General features: G+C 75.3%; 19 protein-coding genes. 3 read left to right on the forward strand and 16 right to left on the reverse strand.

The window, feature by feature from the left end; translation table 11 throughout:
* Positions 1-86 precede the first annotated feature (86 nt).
* The 8 genes from ACI8AB_RS12695 to rpsP form a co-directional block, all read right to left on the reverse strand.
* Positions 87-809, reverse strand: a complete 723-nt coding sequence (locus tag ACI8AB_RS12695) for a LuxR C-terminal-related transcriptional regulator (RefSeq protein WP_387993432.1) — start codon at positions 807-809, stop codon at positions 87-89.
* 245 nt (positions 810-1,054) lie between these two features.
* Positions 1,055-1,960: a signal peptidase I gene (lepB, locus tag ACI8AB_RS12700; RefSeq protein ID WP_456902629.1), complete on the reverse strand. Its 906-nt coding sequence runs from the start codon at positions 1,958-1,960 to the stop codon at positions 1,055-1,057.
* A gap of 87 nt (positions 1,961-2,047) precedes the next feature.
* On the reverse strand, positions 2,048-2,404 hold the full coding sequence (gene rplS, locus ACI8AB_RS12705; RefSeq protein WP_387993438.1) for a 50S ribosomal protein L19: 357 nt from the start codon (positions 2,402-2,404) through the stop codon (positions 2,048-2,050).
* Between the two features lie 194 nt (positions 2,405-2,598).
* Positions 2,599-3,099: an NUDIX hydrolase gene (locus ACI8AB_RS12710; protein ID WP_456950411.1), complete on the reverse strand. Its 501-nt coding sequence runs from the start codon at positions 3,097-3,099 to the stop codon at positions 2,599-2,601.
* Positions 3,092-3,835, reverse strand: coding sequence for a tRNA (guanosine(37)-N1)-methyltransferase TrmD (gene trmD, locus ACI8AB_RS12715; protein ID WP_456950412.1), 744 nt, complete (start codon positions 3,833-3,835; stop codon positions 3,092-3,094). Before trmD ends, ACI8AB_RS12710 begins: the two co-directional genes overlap by 8 nt.
* Positions 3,832-4,362: a ribosome maturation factor RimM gene (gene rimM / locus ACI8AB_RS12720; RefSeq protein ID WP_456950413.1), complete on the reverse strand. Its 531-nt coding sequence runs from the start codon at positions 4,360-4,362 to the stop codon at positions 3,832-3,834. The genes trmD and rimM overlap by 4 nt, the downstream gene beginning before the upstream one ends.
* 10 nt (positions 4,363-4,372) lie before the next feature.
* The gene (locus ACI8AB_RS12725; RefSeq protein ID WP_387993447.1) at positions 4,373-4,609 is read right to left on the reverse strand and encodes an RNA-binding protein; all 237 of its coding nucleotides are present in this window, start codon (positions 4,607-4,609) and stop codon (positions 4,373-4,375) included.
* 3 nt (positions 4,610-4,612) lie between these two features.
* On the reverse strand, positions 4,613-5,092 hold the full coding sequence (gene rpsP, locus ACI8AB_RS12730; RefSeq protein ID WP_456950414.1) for a 30S ribosomal protein S16: 480 nt from the start codon (positions 5,090-5,092) through the stop codon (positions 4,613-4,615).
* A 158-nt stretch (positions 5,093-5,250) separates the two neighbouring features.
* On the opposite strand from rpsP, the gene ACI8AB_RS12735 reads away from it, so the two are divergent.
* Positions 5,251-5,652: a VOC family protein gene (locus ACI8AB_RS12735; RefSeq protein ID WP_456902627.1), complete on the forward strand. Its 402-nt coding sequence runs from the start codon at positions 5,251-5,253 to the stop codon at positions 5,650-5,652.
* Here the strand turns inward: ACI8AB_RS12735 and ACI8AB_RS12740 are convergent.
* From ACI8AB_RS12740 to ACI8AB_RS12755, 4 genes are all read right to left on the reverse strand, one after another.
* Positions 5,619-7,385: a proline--tRNA ligase gene (locus tag ACI8AB_RS12740; protein ID WP_456950415.1), complete on the reverse strand. Its 1,767-nt coding sequence runs from the start codon at positions 7,383-7,385 to the stop codon at positions 5,619-5,621. The two genes, ACI8AB_RS12735 and ACI8AB_RS12740, sit on opposite strands and share 34 nt — an antisense overlap.
* Positions 7,386-7,742: 357 nt before the next feature.
* Positions 7,743-8,825, reverse strand: a complete 1,083-nt coding sequence (locus tag ACI8AB_RS12745; RefSeq protein WP_456950416.1) for an amidohydrolase family protein — start codon at positions 8,823-8,825, stop codon at positions 7,743-7,745.
* Positions 8,822-10,393 (reverse strand): signal recognition particle protein, encoded by a 1,572-nt coding sequence (gene ffh / locus ACI8AB_RS12750; protein ID WP_456950417.1) that lies wholly within the window; start codon positions 10,391-10,393, stop codon positions 8,822-8,824. The genes ACI8AB_RS12745 and ffh overlap by 4 nt, the downstream gene beginning before the upstream one ends.
* Before the next feature lie 148 nt (positions 10,394-10,541).
* Positions 10,542-10,847 (reverse strand): helix-turn-helix transcriptional regulator, encoded by a 306-nt coding sequence (locus tag ACI8AB_RS12755; RefSeq protein ID WP_456950418.1) that lies wholly within the window; start codon positions 10,845-10,847, stop codon positions 10,542-10,544.
* Between the two features lie 184 nt (positions 10,848-11,031).
* Between ACI8AB_RS12755 and ACI8AB_RS12760 the strand changes: the two genes are divergently transcribed.
* The gene (locus ACI8AB_RS12760) at positions 11,032-11,490 is read left to right on the forward strand and encodes a hypothetical protein (RefSeq protein ID WP_456950419.1); all 459 of its coding nucleotides are present in this window, start codon (positions 11,032-11,034) and stop codon (positions 11,488-11,490) included.
* On the forward strand, positions 11,487-12,530 hold the full coding sequence (locus ACI8AB_RS12765; protein WP_456950420.1) for a baeRF3 domain-containing protein: 1,044 nt from the start codon (positions 11,487-11,489) through the stop codon (positions 12,528-12,530). The genes ACI8AB_RS12760 and ACI8AB_RS12765 overlap by 4 nt, the downstream gene beginning before the upstream one ends.
* A gap of 72 nt (positions 12,531-12,602) precedes the next feature.
* Here ACI8AB_RS12765 and ACI8AB_RS12770 read toward each other — a convergent pair whose 3' ends face one another.
* The 4 genes from ACI8AB_RS12770 to ACI8AB_RS12785 form a co-directional block, all read right to left on the reverse strand.
* Positions 12,603-12,809 (reverse strand): hypothetical protein, encoded by a 207-nt coding sequence (locus tag ACI8AB_RS12770; RefSeq protein ID WP_456950421.1) that lies wholly within the window; start codon positions 12,807-12,809, stop codon positions 12,603-12,605.
* A gap of 87 nt (positions 12,810-12,896) precedes the next feature.
* A complete protein-coding gene (locus ACI8AB_RS12775) occupies positions 12,897-15,263 on the reverse strand; it encodes a [protein-PII] uridylyltransferase (RefSeq protein ID WP_456950422.1) in 2,367 nt (788 codons plus the stop codon).
* A 102-nt stretch (positions 15,264-15,365) separates the two neighbouring features.
* Entirely contained in the window at positions 15,366-15,704 is a 339-nt protein-coding gene (locus tag ACI8AB_RS12780; protein WP_073421809.1) for a P-II family nitrogen regulator, read from the reverse strand.
* Positions 15,701-17,041 (reverse strand): ammonium transporter, encoded by a 1,341-nt coding sequence (locus ACI8AB_RS12785; RefSeq protein ID WP_456950423.1) that lies wholly within the window; start codon positions 17,039-17,041, stop codon positions 15,701-15,703. The genes ACI8AB_RS12780 and ACI8AB_RS12785 overlap by 4 nt, the downstream gene beginning before the upstream one ends.
* Positions 17,042-17,317: the final 276 nt, after the last annotated feature.

Raw genomic sequence — 17,317 nt, forward strand, 5'->3', positions numbered from 1 at the left:
TCGTCCCGGTCCGGCCGCCGAGGAGGCGGACGGCCGGCCGGGGGGCGCCGGACCCGGCGCGGTGCTGCCGGGCCCGGGCGCCGGGATCAGACCTCGGCCGGAGCCGGGGCGGGGGCGGTCAGCGCGTGGGCGCCGCAGGTGCAGGTGCCGGAGGAGCGGGAGGACAGGACCAGCGAGACGGCGTGCGCGCGGTCGCGGGCGCCGAGCTTGCGCAGGATCGCCTTCACGTGCGACTTGACGGTGTCCTCGCTGATGAACAGGTTGCGGCCGATCTGCCGGTTGGACTGACCCTGCAGCAGCTCGTCGAGGACGTCCTGCTCGCGCCGGGTGAGCGGCACCTCGGGGGTCAGCGGCTTGCCGACCGGGGCGGCGGCGGGCTCGACGCGGCGGATCTGCGGGTCGACGACGGTCCGGCCGGCGCGGGCGGCCAGGATCGCCCAGCCGAGCAGGGTCGGCGAGGTGTTGAGCATCAGGTAGCCGCGGACACCGGCGGCGACGGCCTCGTTGACCACGGCCGGGTCCTCCGAGGTCGCGAGGGCGACGACGGCGACCCGCGGGAAGCGGCGGCGCAGGTCGCGGACGACGTTGAGGGTGGCGGCGCGGCCGGCGCCCATCTCGACGACCACGGCGTCGGGCCGGGCGGTCTCGACGAGGGTGAGGGCGCGGCGCAGCTCGCCGGGGGTGCCCACCGACTGCATGCCGGCGGTCTCGTTGATCATGCTGACCAGGCCGCGCCGCAGGACGGGGGCGTCGGCGAGGAGGAGCACGCGGGTGACGCCTCGGGCAGCGCTCGCCAGGGGTGCGGACACGACTTTCTCCATTTCGGTGGACCGGGTTGCTCTCGACTACTCCATCGGGATGAATGGCGCGGTCCTTGAACACTTCCTGGGGATTTTTTCCGCACCCGCTATTGGTAGCTCCCGTCACACGAGAAACCGGAGAGGTGACCGTTCCGCATTTGTCGACATGGGGACGCCGTTTGCGGGAATGGCGCGCGGAAGACGACGGCGCCGTCCCTCGGGGAGGGACGGCGCCGTCGGGAGGCGGGCGGAGGTCAGCCCGGGGGCGGGCGGCGCAGCCGGCGCCGGCGGTTCCACGCCGCGACCGGCAGCGCGCCGGCGAGGCCTGCACCCAGCGGGAGCACCTGGCCGACCGCGCCCGCGGCGGCGGCCGCCTCCGTGCCCTGGATGTCCGGGGAGTCCAGCGTGCCGAACCGGGACACCGGCCAGACGATCAGCGCGGCCTTGCCGATCACGTCGTCGACGGCGACGGTGCCGCCGTAGCGGTCGCCGACGTGCGAGCGGGAGTCGGCCGAGGCCGACCGGTGGTCCCCCATGACCCACAGCCGGCCCTCGGGCACGGTGACGGGGCCGAAGGCGCGGGACTCCAGCGGGGTGTCCTCGTAGATGTAGGGCTCGTCGAGCGGCTCGCCGTCGACGGTCACCCGGCCCTCGGCGTCGCAGCACTGCACGGTCTGGCCGCCCACGGCGATGACGCGCTTGACGTAGTCGTCCTCGCTCGGCGGCGCCACGCCGACGGCCCGGCCCAGCCACAGCAGCCCGCCGGTGAACCAGTTCGAGGGCTCGGAGACCTCGACCTCGGGCGTCCAGGTGTCCGGCCCCTCGAAGACGACGATGTCGCCGGGCTCGGGGTCGCCGAACCAGTACGGGACCTTGTTCACCAGGACGCGGTCCCCGGTGCAGCCGGTGCAGCCGTGCAGCGTCTGCTCCATCGACCCGGAGGGGATGAAGAAGGCCTGCGCGAGGAAGGTCTTCACCAGCAGCGCGAGCACGAAGGCCACGAGCAGCAGCACGGGCAGCTCGCGCAGCAACGAGCTCTTCTTCTCCGGCTCGTCCCGCCGCCGCCAGGTGCGGCGGTGGCCACCGGTGTCCGGCCGCTCGGGCGTGGGGTCGTCCCCCGGGACGACGTCGGCGGGCCCTCCGGACCGATCGCTGCTCATCGGGAGCCAGCGTACGGCCGCGGAGGACCCGCCGTGGTCAGGCCGGGTCGGACCGGCCCGGAGTCGTCCGGCCGGAGCCGGGGGTGGTCAGCGCGCGACGGTCTCGCGACGCTCCTTGATCTTGGCGGCCTTGCCGCGCAGCTCACGCAGGTAGTAGAGCTTGGCCCGGCGGACGTCACCGCGGGTCAGCACCTCGATCTTCTCGACGACCGGGGTGTGCACCGGGAAGGTGCGCTCCACGCCCACGCCGAAGCTGACCTTGCGGACGGTGAAGGTCTCGCGGATCCCGCCGCCCTGGCGCCGGATCACGACGCCCTGGAAGACCTGGATGCGCGAGCGGTTGCCCTCGACGACGCGGACGTGCACCTTGACGGTGTCCCCGGGGCGGAACTCGGGGATGTCGTCGCGCAGCGAGTCGGCGTCGAGTACGTCCAGGGTGTTCATCGCAGCATTCCTCGGTCTCAGCGTTGGCTCGTCGTCGGCCCGGGCATCGGGGTGCCCCACGCTCCGGACCAGGTGGCTGCGACTCCGGGAGGAGTGCCCGTCGGCGGCGCCTCCGGTCTGCAGCGACTCTCTACTGTGCCACACGGGCGCCACCCTGCCGAGCGCGGGCCGGGGCGGGCTGGTCCCCGCGCCGGTCAGTCGACCACGCGGGGTGGCCGGCGCCACGGCCCGGCCAGCAGCTCGGGCAGCACCGCGGCGAGCTCGCGGGGCGCGAACTCCACGTCCGCCGCGGCGATCTCCGCGGCGGACCACCACCGGTGCGGCTCCTCCCCGAGCAGCTCCAGCTCGGTGCGGCCGGTGGCGTCCACCTCGTGGACGACGTCGCGCAGGACGAAGAAGGTCTCCCGCGAGTCGATCTGCACCCCGGCGAACGGGCCGACGTGCCGCCGGAACCACACCGGGCCCTCGAGGGCCGCGGGGTCGACGACCAGGCCGATCTCCTCGGCCAGCTCGCGGGCGGCGGCCTCGCGGACGGTCTCGCCGTCCTCCACTCCCCCGCCGGGCGTGTACCAGAACAGCACGTCGCCGGGCGGGACGGCGGGGTCGGTCAGCCGGGCGCCGAGCAGCAGCACCCGCCCGTCGGGGTCGAGGACGACGACCCGCGCCGTGGGACGCACCCAGGCGCGGTCAGGCACCGTCGAGGACCGCCCGGTCGGCGGGCGACAGCGCGTCCTCGGGCAGCGCGGCCAGCAGGTCGGGACGCCGGGTCGCGGTCCGCCGCAGCGACTCCGCGCGGCGCCAGCGGGCGATCGCGGCGTGGTCGCCGGAGAGCAGCACCGGCGGGACGTCCAGCCCGCGCCAGGACGCCGGCCGGGTGTAGGAGGGACCCTCCAGCAGCCCGTCGGCGTGCGAGTCGAACGCCACCGACTCGCGGTTGCCGACGACGCCGGGGATCAGCCGGGTGACCGCCTCCACCATCACGAGCACCGCGGACTCGCCGCCGGCCAGCACGTAGTCGCCGATCGAGACCTCCGACACCGGCCCGGACGCGGCGGCCCACTCGGCCACCCGCTGGTCGATGCCCTCGTAGCGGCCGCAGGCGAACACCAGCCCGGGCTCGGCGGCCCACTCGGCGGCGACGGCCTGGGTGAACGGGCGCCCGGCGGGTGTGGGCACGACCAGCCGGGTGCCGGGCGGGCGGACGGCCTCCAGGGCGCGCGCCCACGGCTCGGGGCGCATGACCATGCCGGGGCCGCCGCCGTAGGGGGCGTCGTCGACGGTGCGGTGGACGTCCTCGGTCCACTGCCGCAGGTCGTGCACGCCGATGGCCACCAGGCCGCGCTCGGCGGCCTTCCCGAGCAGCGACTGCCGGAGCGGCGCCAGGTACTCCGGGAAGATCGTGACGACGTCGATGCGGTACGGGTCGCTCACAGGTCGAGCAGCCCCTCGGGCGGGTCGACGACGACGAACCCGCCGGGTACGTCGACGGTCGGCACGATCGCCGTGACGAACGGGACCAGCAGCTCGCCGGCCTCGCCGCGGTCGACGACCAGCAGGTCCGCGCCCTCGTGGCGGACCGCGGTGACCTCGCCCAGCGGCGTGCCGTCGGCCAGCCGGGCGGCCAGGCCGACGAGCTGGTGGTCGTAGAAGTCGTCGGGGTCCTCCAGCGCCGGGAGGTCGGCGACCGGGACCTCGAGCAGGGTGTCGCGGAGGGTCTCGACGGTCTCGCGGCTGTCGTAGCCCTCGAACGCGAGCAGCAGCACCTCGCGGTGCCAGCGGGCGCCGGCGACGGTCAGCGGACCGCGCTCGACGGGGACGGTGCGCAGGACGGCGCCGGGGCGGAAGCGCTTCCCGGGGTCGTCGGTGCGGACCTCGACGGTGGCCTCACCACGGACACCGTGGGGCCGGCCGATGCGGCCGACCACCACGGTGTCGGTGGAGGGGTTCTGCGCGTCCAAGCCGCGCGGCTCAGCGCCCGTCGGTGTCGACGACGTCGACCCGCAGGCCGCGGCCGCCGACGCCGGTCATGACGGTGCGCAGCGCCTTGGCGGTGCGCCCGCCGCGACCGATCACCTTGCCGAGGTCGTCGGGGTGGACCCGGACCTCGAGGGTCTTGCCGCGACGGCCGCCGACCAGGTCGACGGTGACGTCGCGCGGGTGGTCGACGATGCCCTTGACCAGGTGCTCGAGCGCCTCTTCGAGCACGTCTTACTCGGCGGGCGTCGTGGTGGCGCCGGCGGCCGGGCCCTCGCCACCGGCACCGGCGGCCTCGGCCACCGTGGCGGCGGCGTCGTCGGCCTTGGGAGCGGCCTTCTTCTTCGGGGTGGTCGCACCGGCGGCCGGCTCCTCGCCGGCGCTGCGGACGGCCTCCTCGTAGAGGGCCTTGCGGTCGGGCTTGGGGGCGGCGACCTTCATGGGCGGCGGGGCCGGCTCGCCCTTGAACTTCTGCCAGTCACCGGTGACGCGGAGGATGGCCGCGACCGGCTCGGTCGGCTGCGCGCCGACGCCCAGCCAGTACTGCGCGCGCTCGCTGTCGACCTCGATGAAGGAGGGCTCCTCCTTCGGGTGGTACTTGCCGATCGTCTCGATGACGCGGCCCTCGCGCTTGGTGCGCGAGTCGGCGACGACGATGCGGTAGTACGGAGCACGCATCTTGCCCAGACGCATGAGCTTGATCTTGGTGGCCACGGTGGCTCGGAATCTCCTCGAACGCTGTTCGTCGGTGCTCGCCGGACGGACGCGTGGGGTTACGCCGGGGCGGAGCCAGGGACACGGCCGGCGTCGGTGAGAGGGCCGCGCACCGCCGTGTTCGACCGACCATGATGCCAGATGCCGGGAGGCGTGCCATGACCAGCCGGGGTCTGCTCCACCACGTCGAGCTGTGGGTGCCCGACCTGGCCCGCGCCGAGCGCTCGTGGGGCTGGCTGCTGACCGCGCTGGGCGCGCAGCCGTACCAGTCGTGGGAGCACGGCCGGTCCTGGCGGCTCGGCGACGTCTACGTCGTCGTCGAGCGGTCGCCGGACCTCGCCGCGGACACCCACGAGCGCCGCCGGCCAGGCCTCAACCACCTCGCGTTCTGGGCCGGCACCGCCGACGACGTCGACGCGCTGGTGGCCGCGGCGCCGGCGCACGGGTGGCGGCTGCTGTTCGCCGACCGCCACCCGTTCGCCGGCGGCCCGCGGCACCGGGCGGCCTACCTCGAGGACGCCGACGGCTACGAGGTCGAGCTGGTCCCCGGCCGGACCTGAGCGAGCACCGCGGCGGCGGCGTCGGCCACCGGCACCTCCGACCGCTCGCCCGTCGCCCGGTCGCGCAGCTCGACGACGCCGTCGGCGAGCCCGCGGCCGACGGTCACGATGGTCGGCATCCCGAGCAGCTCGGCGTCCTTGAACTTGACCCCGGGCGACACCTTCGGCCGGTCGTCGTAGAGGACGGTCAGCCCGGCGGCGACCAGCTCGTCGGACAGCGCCTGCGCGGCCTCGAACACCGCGGCGTCCTTGCCGGTGGCGACGACGTGCACGTCGGCCGGGGCGATCTCGCGCGGCCAGACCAGGCCCAGCTCGTCGTGGGTGGACTCGGCGATCGCGGCGACGGCGCGGGAGACGCCGATGCCGTAGGAGCCCATGGTGACCGTGACGAGCCTGCCGTTCTCGTCGAGCACCTGCAGGCCCAAGGCGTCGGCGTACTTGCGGCCCAGCTGGAAGATGTGCCCGATCTCCACGCCCCGGGCGAGCTCCAGCGGGCCCGAGCCGTCGGGCGCGGGGTCGCCCGGCAGCACCTCGGCGGCCTCGACGGTGCCGTCCCACGAGAAGTCGCGGCCGGCCACCAGGTCGAACACGTGCTTGCCGGGCTCGTTGGCGCCGGTGACCCAGCGGGTGCCGGGGACGACGCGGGGGTCGACGAGGTAGCGGATGCCCGACTCGCTGTCCTTCCCGAGCACCTGCGGGCCGATGTAGCCCTTGACCAGCGCCGGGTGCGCCTCGAAGTCGGTGAACGGCTCCACCTCCGCCGGCGCCACCTGCGCCTCCAGCCGCTTGGCGTCGACCTCGCGGTCGCCGGGGATGCCGATCACCAGCGGCTCCCGGGTGCCGTCGGGGTGCACGAGCGTGACGACGACGTTCTTGAGCGTCGAGGCGGCCGTGTAGCCGGCGTCGGGGAACAGCTCCCGCGCGACGGCGACCAGCGTCTCGATGGTCGGGGTGTCGGGGGTGTCCTCGACGTGCGCCTCGGGCAGGCCCTCGATCGGCAGCGGCTCGGGGACGACGGTGCTGACCGCCTCGACGTTGGCCGCGTACCCGCCGGGCGAGCGGACGAAGGTGTCCTCGCCGATCTCGGTCGGGTGCAGGAACTCCTCGCTCCTGGAGCCGCCCATCGCGCCCGACATCGCCGAGACGATCACGTACTCCAGGCCCAGCCGGTCGAAGATCCGGACGTAGGCGGCGCGGTGCGCGGCGTAGGAGGCGTCCAGCCCCGCGTCGTCGACGTCGAAGGAGTAGCTGTCCTTCATCGTGAACTCGCGGGTGCGGAACAGCCCGGCCCGGGGCCGCGCCTCGTCCCGGTACTTGGTCTGGATCTGGTACAGCGACAGCGGCAGGTCCTTGTACGAGGAGTACAGGTCCTTCACCAGGAGCGTGAACATCTCCTCGTGCGTGGGGCCGAGGAGGAAGTCGGCGCCCCGGCGGTCCTGCAGCCGGAAGAGGTTGGGGCCGTACTCGGTCCAGCGGTTGGTCGCCTCGTAGGGCTCGCGGGGCAGCAGCGCCGGGAAGTGGACCTCCTGCGCGCCCATCCGGTCCATCTCCTCGCGGACGACGCGCTCGACGTTGCGGAAGACCCGGTAGCCCAGCGGCAGCCAGGTGAAGCCGCCCGGCGCGGCCCGGCGGATGTAGCCGGCCCGCACGAGCAGACGGTGGCTGGGGACCTCGGCGTCGGCCGGGTCGTCGCGCAGGGTGCGCAGGAACAGGGAGGACATCCGCAACAGCACGGCACGAGTCTCCCAGGGCGCGCGAACGGGTTGTGCCGCGCGGTCAGCGGCCCGCAGGAGCGGCGCAAGTCCCGGCCGCGACGGTCGTCCCCGGCGAGCCGCCGACCGGCGGCCTCTCCCCCGCCGACACCCGGCTCGACCACCCTGGAGTCCCCGTGCGCACGCCCCGCCGCCTGGCCACCGGGACGCCGGCGCGCCGGTGCTCGCCGCCGCCGACGCCGTGTCGGCGGCCACCGACGCCGCGATCGACGACGTGCGGTCCGGCGGCGACGTCATCACCGCGGTCACCGACCTGACCGGCCCCGTCACCGAGTTCGGCACCGCCTGCGCCGCCGCCGGCTCGACGTCTGACCGCGCTCAGACGACCCGGCCGCGCAGCACCGTGAGCTGCGGCCGGGCCAGGACGCCGAGGTCGGCGCGCGGGTCGCCGTCGTAGACGGTGAGGTCGGCCGGCGCGCCCTCCTCGATGCCGGGCAGGCCCAGCCAGGCCCGCGCGGACCACGACGCCGCGGCCAGCGCGGCCTCGGCGGGCAGGCCGGCGTCGCACAGCGCGCGGACCTCGTCGGCGATCCGGCCGTGCTCGATGCCGCCGCCGGCGTCGGTGCCGGCGAAGACCGGCACGCCGGCCTCGAACGCCGCCCGCACCACCGCACCGGAGGACGCGTACAGCCGCCGCATCGTGCTCGCGTACGCCGGGAACCTCCGCTCCCCCGCGGCGGCGAAGCCGGGGAAGTTCTCCACGTTGACCAGCGTCGGGACGACGGCGGTGCCGCGCGCGGCCATCTCGCCGACCAGGTCCTCGGTGAGCCCGGTGCCGTGCTCGACGCAGTCGATGCCGGCGCGGATCAGGTCCGGCAGCGCGTCGGTGCCGAAGGTGTGCGCGGTGACCCGCGCGCCCTCCTCGTGCGCCGCCGCGATCGCCTCGGCCACGACGTCGGCCGGCCACTCGGGCGCGAGGTCGCCCACCGACCGGTCGATCCAGTCGCCGACCAGCTTCACCCAGCCGTCACCGCGGCGGGCCTGCACCCGCACCTGCTCGACCAGCCCGGCCGGCTCCAGCTCGACGGCCAGCCCCGGGATGTAGCGCCGGGTGGCGGCCAGGTGCCGGCCGGCGCGGACGATCGTCGGCAGGTCGGGCTCGTCGTCCAGCGCCCGGGTGTCGACCGGCGAGCCGCAGTCGCGCAGCGCCAGCACCCCGGCGGCCCGCTCGGCCAGCGCCTGCTCGCGCAGCCCGGCGAGGTCCTCGACGGGGACCCCGCCGCGGCCGATGCCGACGTGGCAGTGCGCGTCGACCAGGCCCGGGAGCAGCCAGCCGCCCCGGGAGACGGTCTCCGCGCCCGGGACCCGCTCGAAGGTGACCCGGCCGTCGCGGATCCAGAGGTCGCGGTGCTCGCCCTCGGGGAGGACGACCCCGGACAGGTGCAGGGAGGGGGCGGTCACCGCCCGGGCCGCTCGTCCCCGAACTTGCTGAAGTCGAGCTTGCTGAGGTCCGGCAGCGCCTGGCCCGGCGGCAGCGAGGGCATGCCGCCCGGCAGGCCGCCGGGGAAGCCGGCGCCCGGGGGCAGGCCCGGGGCGCCCATCGGCCGGCGGGCCGGGGCCTTGCCGCCGCCCTTGCCCTTCTTGCCCTTGCCCTTCTTGGAGGACTGGGCCTGCATCTGCCGGCCGCGGGCCTTCTTCGACATCGGGCCCATGCCCGGCAGGCCCATGCTGCCGGCCATCTGGCCCATCATCTTCTGGGCCTGGGCGAAGCGCTCCAGCAGCTGGTTGACCTCGGTGACGGTCACGCCCGAGCCGTTGGCGATGCGCACCCGCCGTGACGCGTTGATGATCTTCGAGTCGACCCGCTCCTGCGGGGTCATCGAGCGGATGATCGCCGCGGTGCGGTCCAGGTCGCGGTCGTCGACCTGCTTGAGCTGCTCCTTCATCGCGCCCGCGCCGGGCAGCATGCCGAGCAGGTTGGCGATCGGGCCCATCTTGCGGATGGCCATCATCTGCTCGAGGAAGTCCTCGAGGGTGAAGCCCTCGCGGCTGACGAGCTTGCCGGCCATCTTCTCGGCCTGCTCGGCGTCGAAGGCCTGCTCGGCCTGCTCGATGAGGGTGAGCACGTCGCCCATGCCGAGGATGCGCGAGGCCATCCGCTCGGGGTGGAAGACGTCGAAGTCGGTGAGCTTCTCGCCGGTGGAGGCGAACATGATCGGCTGCCCGGTCACGTAGCGGACCGAGAGCGCGGCACCACCGCGGGCGTCGCCGTCGAGCTTGGTGAGCACGACGCCGGAGAAGCCGACGCCGTCGCGGAACGCCTCGGCCGTGGTGACGGCGTCCTGGCCGATCATCGCGTCGACGACGAACAGCGTCTCGTCCGGCTGGACGGCGTCGCGGATGCCGGCGGCCTGCGCCATCAGCTCGGCGTCGATGCCCAGCCGGCCGGCGGTGTCGACGACGACGACGTCGTGCATCGTGCGGCGGGCGTGCTCGATCGAGTCGGCGGCCACCCGGATCGGGTCGCCGACGCCGTTGCCCGGCTCGGGCGCGAAGACGTCGACCCCGGCCTGCTGGGCGACGATCGACAGCTGGTTGACCGCGTTGGGCCGCTGCAGGTCCGCGGCGACCAGCAGCGGCGCGTGCCCCTGGGACTTCAGCCAGCGGCCGAGCTTGCCGGCCAGCGTGGTCTTACCGGAGCCCTGCAGGCCGGCGAGCATGATCACCGTGGGCGACTGCTTGGCGTAGCGCAGCCGCCGGGTCTCGCCGCCGAGGATCTCGATGAGCTCCTCGTTGACGATCTTGATGACCTGCTGCGCCGGGTTGAGCGCCTGCGACACCGCGGCGCCGCGCGCCCGCTCCTTGACCGCGGCGATGAAGGCGCGCACGACCGGCAGCGCGACGTCGGCCTCGAGCAGCGCGATGCGGATCTCGCGCGCGGTGGCGTCGATGTCGGCGTCGGTCAGCCGGCCCTTGCCCCGCAGGCCGGTGAAGACCTTGTCGAGGCGGTCGGAGAGGGTCTCGAACACAGCACGTCCTCGTCGGGTGTCGCGGGCACGGCCCGCCGGTCAGAGCGACCGGCGACACGGCACGGACCCGGACGGGTCCTCGCGCCTCCTCCCTCCAGCGTATCGACAGCAGCGCACCGACCGGTCCCGCCGCGACCGGTGCCGCCCGTCAGCCCCGGGAGGAGGCGGTGTCCCCGAGCACCAGGGCGAGGAACTCACCCGTGCGGACGTGCTCCTCCAGGGGGTGACGGAAGCGCCCCTCGGTGGACACCGTGTAGCGGTTCCGCCGGCCCACCCGCTCGCGGACGACGTAACCGGCCTCCTCCAGGTCAGCCACGATCATCTGCACCGCGCGCTCCGTGATGCCGACGCGTTCGGCCACGTCGCGGACCCGGGCCTCCGGGTCGGCCGCCAGGCTCACCAGGACGTGACCGTGGTTGGACAGGAAGGTCCACCCGGGCGAGGAGACGGCCACGGCAGCACCGTACGCGCGCCGCACGGGCGGGTTTGTACCTGAAACGGATTACGCGTATTGTGTTTCATGCGAGGGGAGTACCCGACCGCATCCGCGAAGCCGCCGCCCGTCAGTCCCGGCTCCTGCCCGGGCGCGGCCGGTCCTCCGGGACCGGGGGAGACCTCGCCGGACCGTGGGAGTTCCCGTGGCCACCACCCTCGACCTCACCCCGCCGACCGTCACCACCCCGCCCGCCGATCCGACGCCCGCGGCGACCCGGCCGCGGCGGGCGGCCGGGGGCGGCCCGTCCCGGCTGCTGGCCGTCGTCACCGGTCGCGAGGGGGCGCTCGGCGTCCTCGACGAGGCGCACCGCACCGCGCGGGAGACCGGGCTGGAGGTGCACACCGCCCTGCTCCTCCCCCGGGTGCCCGTCACCCTCGACGCCGCGCTCACGGCGCGACTGGTCGAGGAGGCCGACCGGGAGGAGACCGAGCTGGTCACCCTGGTGGTCCGGCGCGCGGCCGCCGCCGGCGTCCCGGTGCGGATCGGCATCCACCGGCTGCCCGGCCTGCGCGGCCGCCGCCGGGAGCGGGTCCTCGACCGCGCCGTCGCCCGCCTGGCCCGGCGGCTGGACGCCGTGGCGCTGGGCTGGCCGTCGCCGTGACGGCCACCCGGGTCCGGATCGAGTGGCCCTCTCCCGAACAGGTGCTCCTCCTGCAGGCGGTCCGCGCCGACCGGTGCGTGTCCCTGCTGATGGCGACGACCCCGGCTCCCCGCATGACCGACGACGACGCCCGCCGCCTGCAGCGCCTGGCCACCGAGGCCGCGGACCGGCTGGCCCGCGACGGCGCGCACCCGTCCCTGGCCGACGCCGTGGCCGGGGCGGTGTCCGACGTGCGGCACGGTCCCACCGGGGCGGGGATCGCGGTCTACGTGAACAGCGTGGTGCGCGAGGTGGTGCGCCTGCCGGTGCCCGTCGCCGACCGCGTCGTCGTGGACCCCACCTTCGCCACCCGCGACCTGGTCCGCGCCCTGCACCGCACGCCGCGGCACGTCGTCCTGCTGCTGTCGAGCCGGGAGGCGCGGCTGCTCGAGGGCGTCGCCGGCGAGCTGCGGCCGCCGCCGCGGTCGGCGTTCCCGCTCACGGGGCGGGACGAGGACGCCGACGTCTTCCTGCGCCGGGTCGACCGGGCGCTGGGGACCCACCTGCGGCTGCACCCGGCGCCGCTGGTCCTGGTGGGCGGCGAGCGCACGGCGGCCCGCTTCCGCCGGCTGTCGCGCAACACCGCCCGGCTGGCCGGGGTGGTGCCCGCCGACCTGACCCGCGCGCCCTTGCCGGTGCTCGCGCCGCGGATCCGCGAGGTGCTCGAGGAGTACCTGCTGTCCCGTCAGGGCGAGGCGCTGGCCCACCTGGAGCGGCGGCGCTCCCGGCACGCGGTCGTCGAGGGCATCGACGCGGCCTGGCTGGCCGCCCGGCGGGAGCGGCCGGAGATGCTCGCCGTCGAGGAGGGGTTCGTCCATCCGGCCCGCCTGAGCCCGGACGGCGACTTCCTCCTGCCCGCGGACGACGTCGAGCACCCCGACGTGGTCGACGACGTGGTGGACGAGCTCATCGAGCTGGTCCTGCTCCGCGGCGGGTGGATCGCCCTCGTGACCGACGGCGCGCTGTCCGCCTCCGGCCGGGTGGCGCTCACCCTCAGGTGAGGCGGTGGAACGGCCACCCTTCAGGGGCCCTCCGCCTGCGCAGGCGAGGCGTGGGGGAAGGGTGGTCCTCTGTCAGGCCGCGCGCCGCACCGCCGCCGCGCCGACGACCCCGGCCCCGCCGACCAGGAGCGCACCACCGCAGCCGGTGCAGATCCACTCCGGGCACCCACCGGCGTCGTCGGTGTGCCCGTCGGCGCACGGCGGCTGCTCGAACACGCGGTCCTCGCCGCAGTCCCGGCACGGCCAGGTCGGCAGGGCTGCGGTCTGCTGGTCGGTCACGCGGATCCCCCTCGGCGTCGGATGCGGGACCGGTCCGTCCCGCCTCGTCCCGACGGTCGCACGGGCCACCGACAGTTCCGGGTCGCCTCAGCCCGGCGTGTCACCACCGGTGCGTGCCGGGTCGGGGACGGCGCCGCGCGCCGCGGCCACCAGCGCCGCCTCGACCCGGGCCCGCTGCCCGGCGTCGATCGGGCAGCCGGCGGGGTTGCAGACGTAGAAGTAGTCGGCGGCGTCGGCCCCGAGGGTCTCGATCCGCGCGGAGGTGACGTCGAGGCCCTCGGCGACGAGCGCGGCGGTGAGCCGGTACAGCAGGCCCGCCCGGTCGCCGGCGCGCACCTCGACGATGCTGGTCCCCTCCCCGCTGACCTCCGAGTCGTGCCAGGAGATCCGCGGCGGCACGGAGCGGGCGGCGTCCTGCCGGTAGTCGGCCTCGCGCTGGCGCAGCCGGTCGGCCAGCGGCAGCGTCCCCTCCAGGGCGGCGCGGACGGCGTCGGCCAGGATCGTCGGCTGCGGCGCGCGGCCGAACCGCGGGCGGACGGCGAACACCGCGGTCGCCCGGCCCTCGACGACGTTCACCTTCGCCGCCCGGACGTCGAGCTGGTTGAGCGCGAGCACCCCCGCGAGCCGGCTGAACAGGCCGTGCGAGTCGGGCGCCCCGATGGTCACCTGCTGCCCGTCGGCGACGTCCTCGACCCCCACGGTGACCGCGCCGTCGCCGCCGGCCTGGGTGACCGTCGGCTCGGTGGGGTGCAGCACGGGGTCGGCCCCGTCGACCACGGTGCCGCCGAGGTGCGCCTGCACGCGGGCCACCAGGTGCGCGACCAGGTGCGCCTTCCACGGCGACCACGCCGAGGTGCTGGTGGCCGCGCCGTCGGCCTGCGCCAGGGCGTGCAGCAGGTGCAGCACCTGCGCGTCCCGGCCGATCGTGTCGGCGACCCGCTCGATGGTGGCCGGGTCGTCGATGTCGCGGCGGGTGGCGGTGTCGGGCAGCAGCAGGTGGTGGCGGACCAGCGTGCCCACGGTGGCGACGTCGGCCGGCGTGAAGCCCATGCGCTCGGCGACGCCGGCGGCGACCGGCTCCCCGACGACGCTGTGGTCGCCGGGCCAGCCCTTGCCGACGTCGTGCAGCAGCGCCGCGACCAGCAGCAGGTCGGGCCGGTCGACGTCGTGGGTGAGCTCGGCGGCGGCGGCGGCGGCCTCGACCAGGTGCCGGTCGACGGTGAACCGGTGCCACGGGTGGCGCTGCGGCAGTGAGCGCACCCGGTCCCACTCCGGCAGCAGCCGCGCCAGCAGGCCCTCCTGGTCCAGCTGCTCGAGGACCGGCACCGCCGCGCGGCCGCTGGCCAGCAGCCTCAGGAAGGACCAGCGCACCTCGGCCGGCCACGGCTCGGGCACCGGCGGCGAGTGCACGGCGAGCACCTTGAGCGTGTAGGGCGACAGCAGCAGGTCGGCCCGGGCCGCGGCCGCGGCGCCGCGCAGCACCAGCCCGGGGTCGGCGGCCGGGCGCGCGTCGCGGGCGAGCACCACCTCGTCGCCCTGGCGCACCACGCCCTCGGCCAGCGGCTCGCGGCGCACCCGGCGGTAGCGGGCGCGCGGCCGCCGGACCAGCGCGGCCTCCACCCGCCGCCAGGTGTCGTCGGCGACGAAGGCCAGCCGGCGCCCGGCCAGGCTCACCTCGCGCAGCAGCACGTCCTCGTCGGCGAGACCGAGCGCCGCGGCGACCGGGCGCTGCTCCTGGCGCACGAGGACGTCGGTGGGCCGGCCCGAGCGGCGGCGCAGCTCGTCGCGGACGTCGAGCAGGAAGGAGTAGGCCGCCTCGGCCTCGGCGGAGGGCTCGTCGCCGAGCTGGGCGGCGGCGACCGCGCGCAGCACCTGGCCCTCGCGCAGGCCGCCGTAGGCCTCCTTGAGGTCGGGCTCGAGGAGGAAGGCCAGCTCGCCGACCTGGCGGGCGCGGCCGCGGCGCAGGTCGCGCAGCTGCGGCAGCAGTCTCGACGCCGACTGCCGCCAGCTGGCCAGCGTGGCGGTGCGCAGCGCCGCGGCGAGGGCCGCGTCGCCGGCGACCAGCCGCGCGTCGAGCAGGCCGAGGCCGGCCTTCACGTCGGTGGAGGCCACCGACACGGCCTCGGCCACCGAGCGCACCGAGTGGTCCAGCCGGACGCCGGCGTCCCAGATCGGGTACCAGACGGCGTCGGCGAGGGCGGCGACCTCCGGCCGGCCGTCGTGGACCAGCACGAGGTCCAGGTCGCCGTGCGGGGGCGGCTCGCGCCGGCCGAGGCTGCCCACGGCCACGAGCGCGACGCCGTCGGTGCCGGTGCGCGGGGGCGGGCCTCCCCGGCCCTGTCGCGGCGGCGGCGTGCCGGCCACGGCGTCGGCCAGCAGGCCGCCCAGCCAGGCGTCGAGCACCCGCACCCGCTCGGCGCGCGGCAGGTCGGGCAGCCCCTTCAGGTCCGGCACGGTCCCCCCTGGTCGGTTCGGTCGACGGGCTGCACCGGCGTCGGCCGGGGCGGTGGTCGCCCCACCACCCCGGCCGACGGACGGGCTCCGGTCGGGACCCGGCTAGAGCGCGTCCTCGCCGCGCTCGCCGGTCCGGACCCGCACGATCTCGTCGATCGTGGTGACCCAGACCTTGCCGTCGCCGATCTGGCCGGTGGAGGCCGACTCGACGACGGCGTCCACCACGCGGGCGGCCTCGATCTCGCCGACGACGACCTCGATGCGGACCTTCGGGACGAAGTCCACCTGGTACTCGGCGCCGCGGTAGACCTCGGTGTGGCCGCGCTGGCGGCCGAAGCCCTGGACCTCGCTGACGGTGAGCCCGGTGATCCCGATCAGCTCGAGGGCGTTCTTCACGTCGTCGAGCTTGAACGGCTTGATGATGGCGGTGACGAGCTTCATGCCCGGACCCCTTCCGTGGTCTTGGGGGTGGTGGCCTGGTGCAGCGCGGAGCCGCTGCCGCCACCGAGACTGGTGAAGTCGTACCCGGACTCCGCGTGGACGACCGTGTCGATGCCGGCGACCTCGTCCTCCTCGCTGACCCGGAAGCCCATGACGGCCTTGACGACCGCGGCGATCACCAGCGTCAGGACGAAGGAGAACACGAGCACCGCGCCGGCCCCGACGGCCTGCCGCCAGAGCTGGTCGACGCTGCCGCCGAAGAAGAGGCTCTCCACGCCGGCCGGGGCGTCGGGGTCGGCCAGGAAGCCGATGGCCAGGGTGCCCCAGAGGCCGCCGACGAGGTGCACGCCGACGACGTCGAGGGAGTCGTCGTAGCCGAGGCGGTACTTCAGGCCGACGGCGAGGGCGCACAGCGCGCCGGCGACGACGCCCACGATGATCGCGCCGACCGGCGAGACCGCGGAGCAGGCCGGGGTGATGGCGACCAGGCCCGCGACGGCGCCGGAGGCGGCGCCCAGGGAGGTGGCGTGGCCGTCGCGCAGCTTCTCGGTGACCAGCCAGCCGAGGACGGCGGCGCCGGTGGCGGCGAGGGTGTTGACCCAGACGACGGCGGCGGTGTTGTTGGCCGCGAGCGCGGAGCCGGCGTTGAAGCCGAACCAGCCGAACCACAGCAGGCCGGCGCCGAGCATGACCAGCGGCAGGTTGTGCGGGCGCATGGCCTCGCGGCCGAAGCCGCGCCGCTTGCCGAGCACCAGGGCCAGGGCGAGGCCCGCGGCACCGGCGTTGATGTGCACCGCGGTACCGCCGGCGAAGTCGATCGCCGCCAGGTCGTTGGCGATCCAGCCGCCGGTGTGGGTGACCACGCCGTCGTCGTCGGTGAGGGTGAAGTCGAAGACCCAGTGGGCGACCGGGAAGTAGACGACGGTGGCCCAGATGCCGGCGAAGACCATCCAGGAGCCGAACCTGGCGCGGTCGGCGATGGCGCCGGAGATCAGGGCGACGGTGATGATCGCGAAGACCGCCTGGAAGCCGACGAAGGCCATCGACGGCAGGCCGCCGGCCTCGCTCGTGGTGTCCTCCATCAGGCCCTTGAGGCCGAAGAACTCACCGGGGTCGCCGAGCAGGCCCAGGCCGACGTCGTCCCCGAAGGCGAACGAGTAGCCGTAGAGCACCCAGAGCACCGTGATCAGCGCGAGGGCTCCGAAGCTCATCATCATCATGTTGAGGACGCTCTTCGCGCGGACCATGCCGCCGTAGAAGAGCGCGAGGCCCGGCGTCATCAACAGCACGAGAGCCGCGCTGGTGAGGATCCAGGCGGTGTCGCCGGTGTTGACCACGGCAACCTCCTGAGGTGGGTCGTGGGCCGTCGGCCGCAACGAGGGAACGGGCCCCGGCGGGCCGGGGACGGTCGGGGTCGCGGTCGCCCCCTTCCCTGGCGGCGACGCGGCGTTCACGGTGCCGGGGCGTTGTTTCCGGGGGCGTCGTCGCCGCGTTTCCGGACCGTGAACTCCGCGCCGCGTGTCCCGGGGTCGTGTGACGGCCGTGTTGCCGGGGCCCGCGGGCGTGGCCGCGGCCACACGGGAGTCCGTCTGCGAGGGATGTGCAGTTGCAAA

The organism is Geodermatophilus sp. SYSU D00698, assembly GCF_054050335.1.

Bases quoted from the DNA above. Each gene is read 5' to 3' on its own strand.
- lepB (WP_456902629.1), bottom strand. From the start codon at position 1,960: ATGAGCAGCGATCGGTCCGGAGGGCCCGCCGACGTCGTCCCGGGGGAC.
- rplS (WP_387993438.1), bottom strand. From the start codon at position 2,404: ATGAACACCCTGGACGTACTCGACGCCGACTCGCTGCGCGACGACATC.
- ACI8AB_RS12735 (WP_456902627.1), top strand. From the start codon at position 5,251: ATGACCAGCCGGGGTCTGCTCCACCACGTCGAGCTGTGGGTGCCCGAC.
- ACI8AB_RS12780 (WP_073421809.1), bottom strand. From the start codon at position 15,704: ATGAAGCTCGTCACCGCCATCATCAAGCCGTTCAAGCTCGACGACGTG.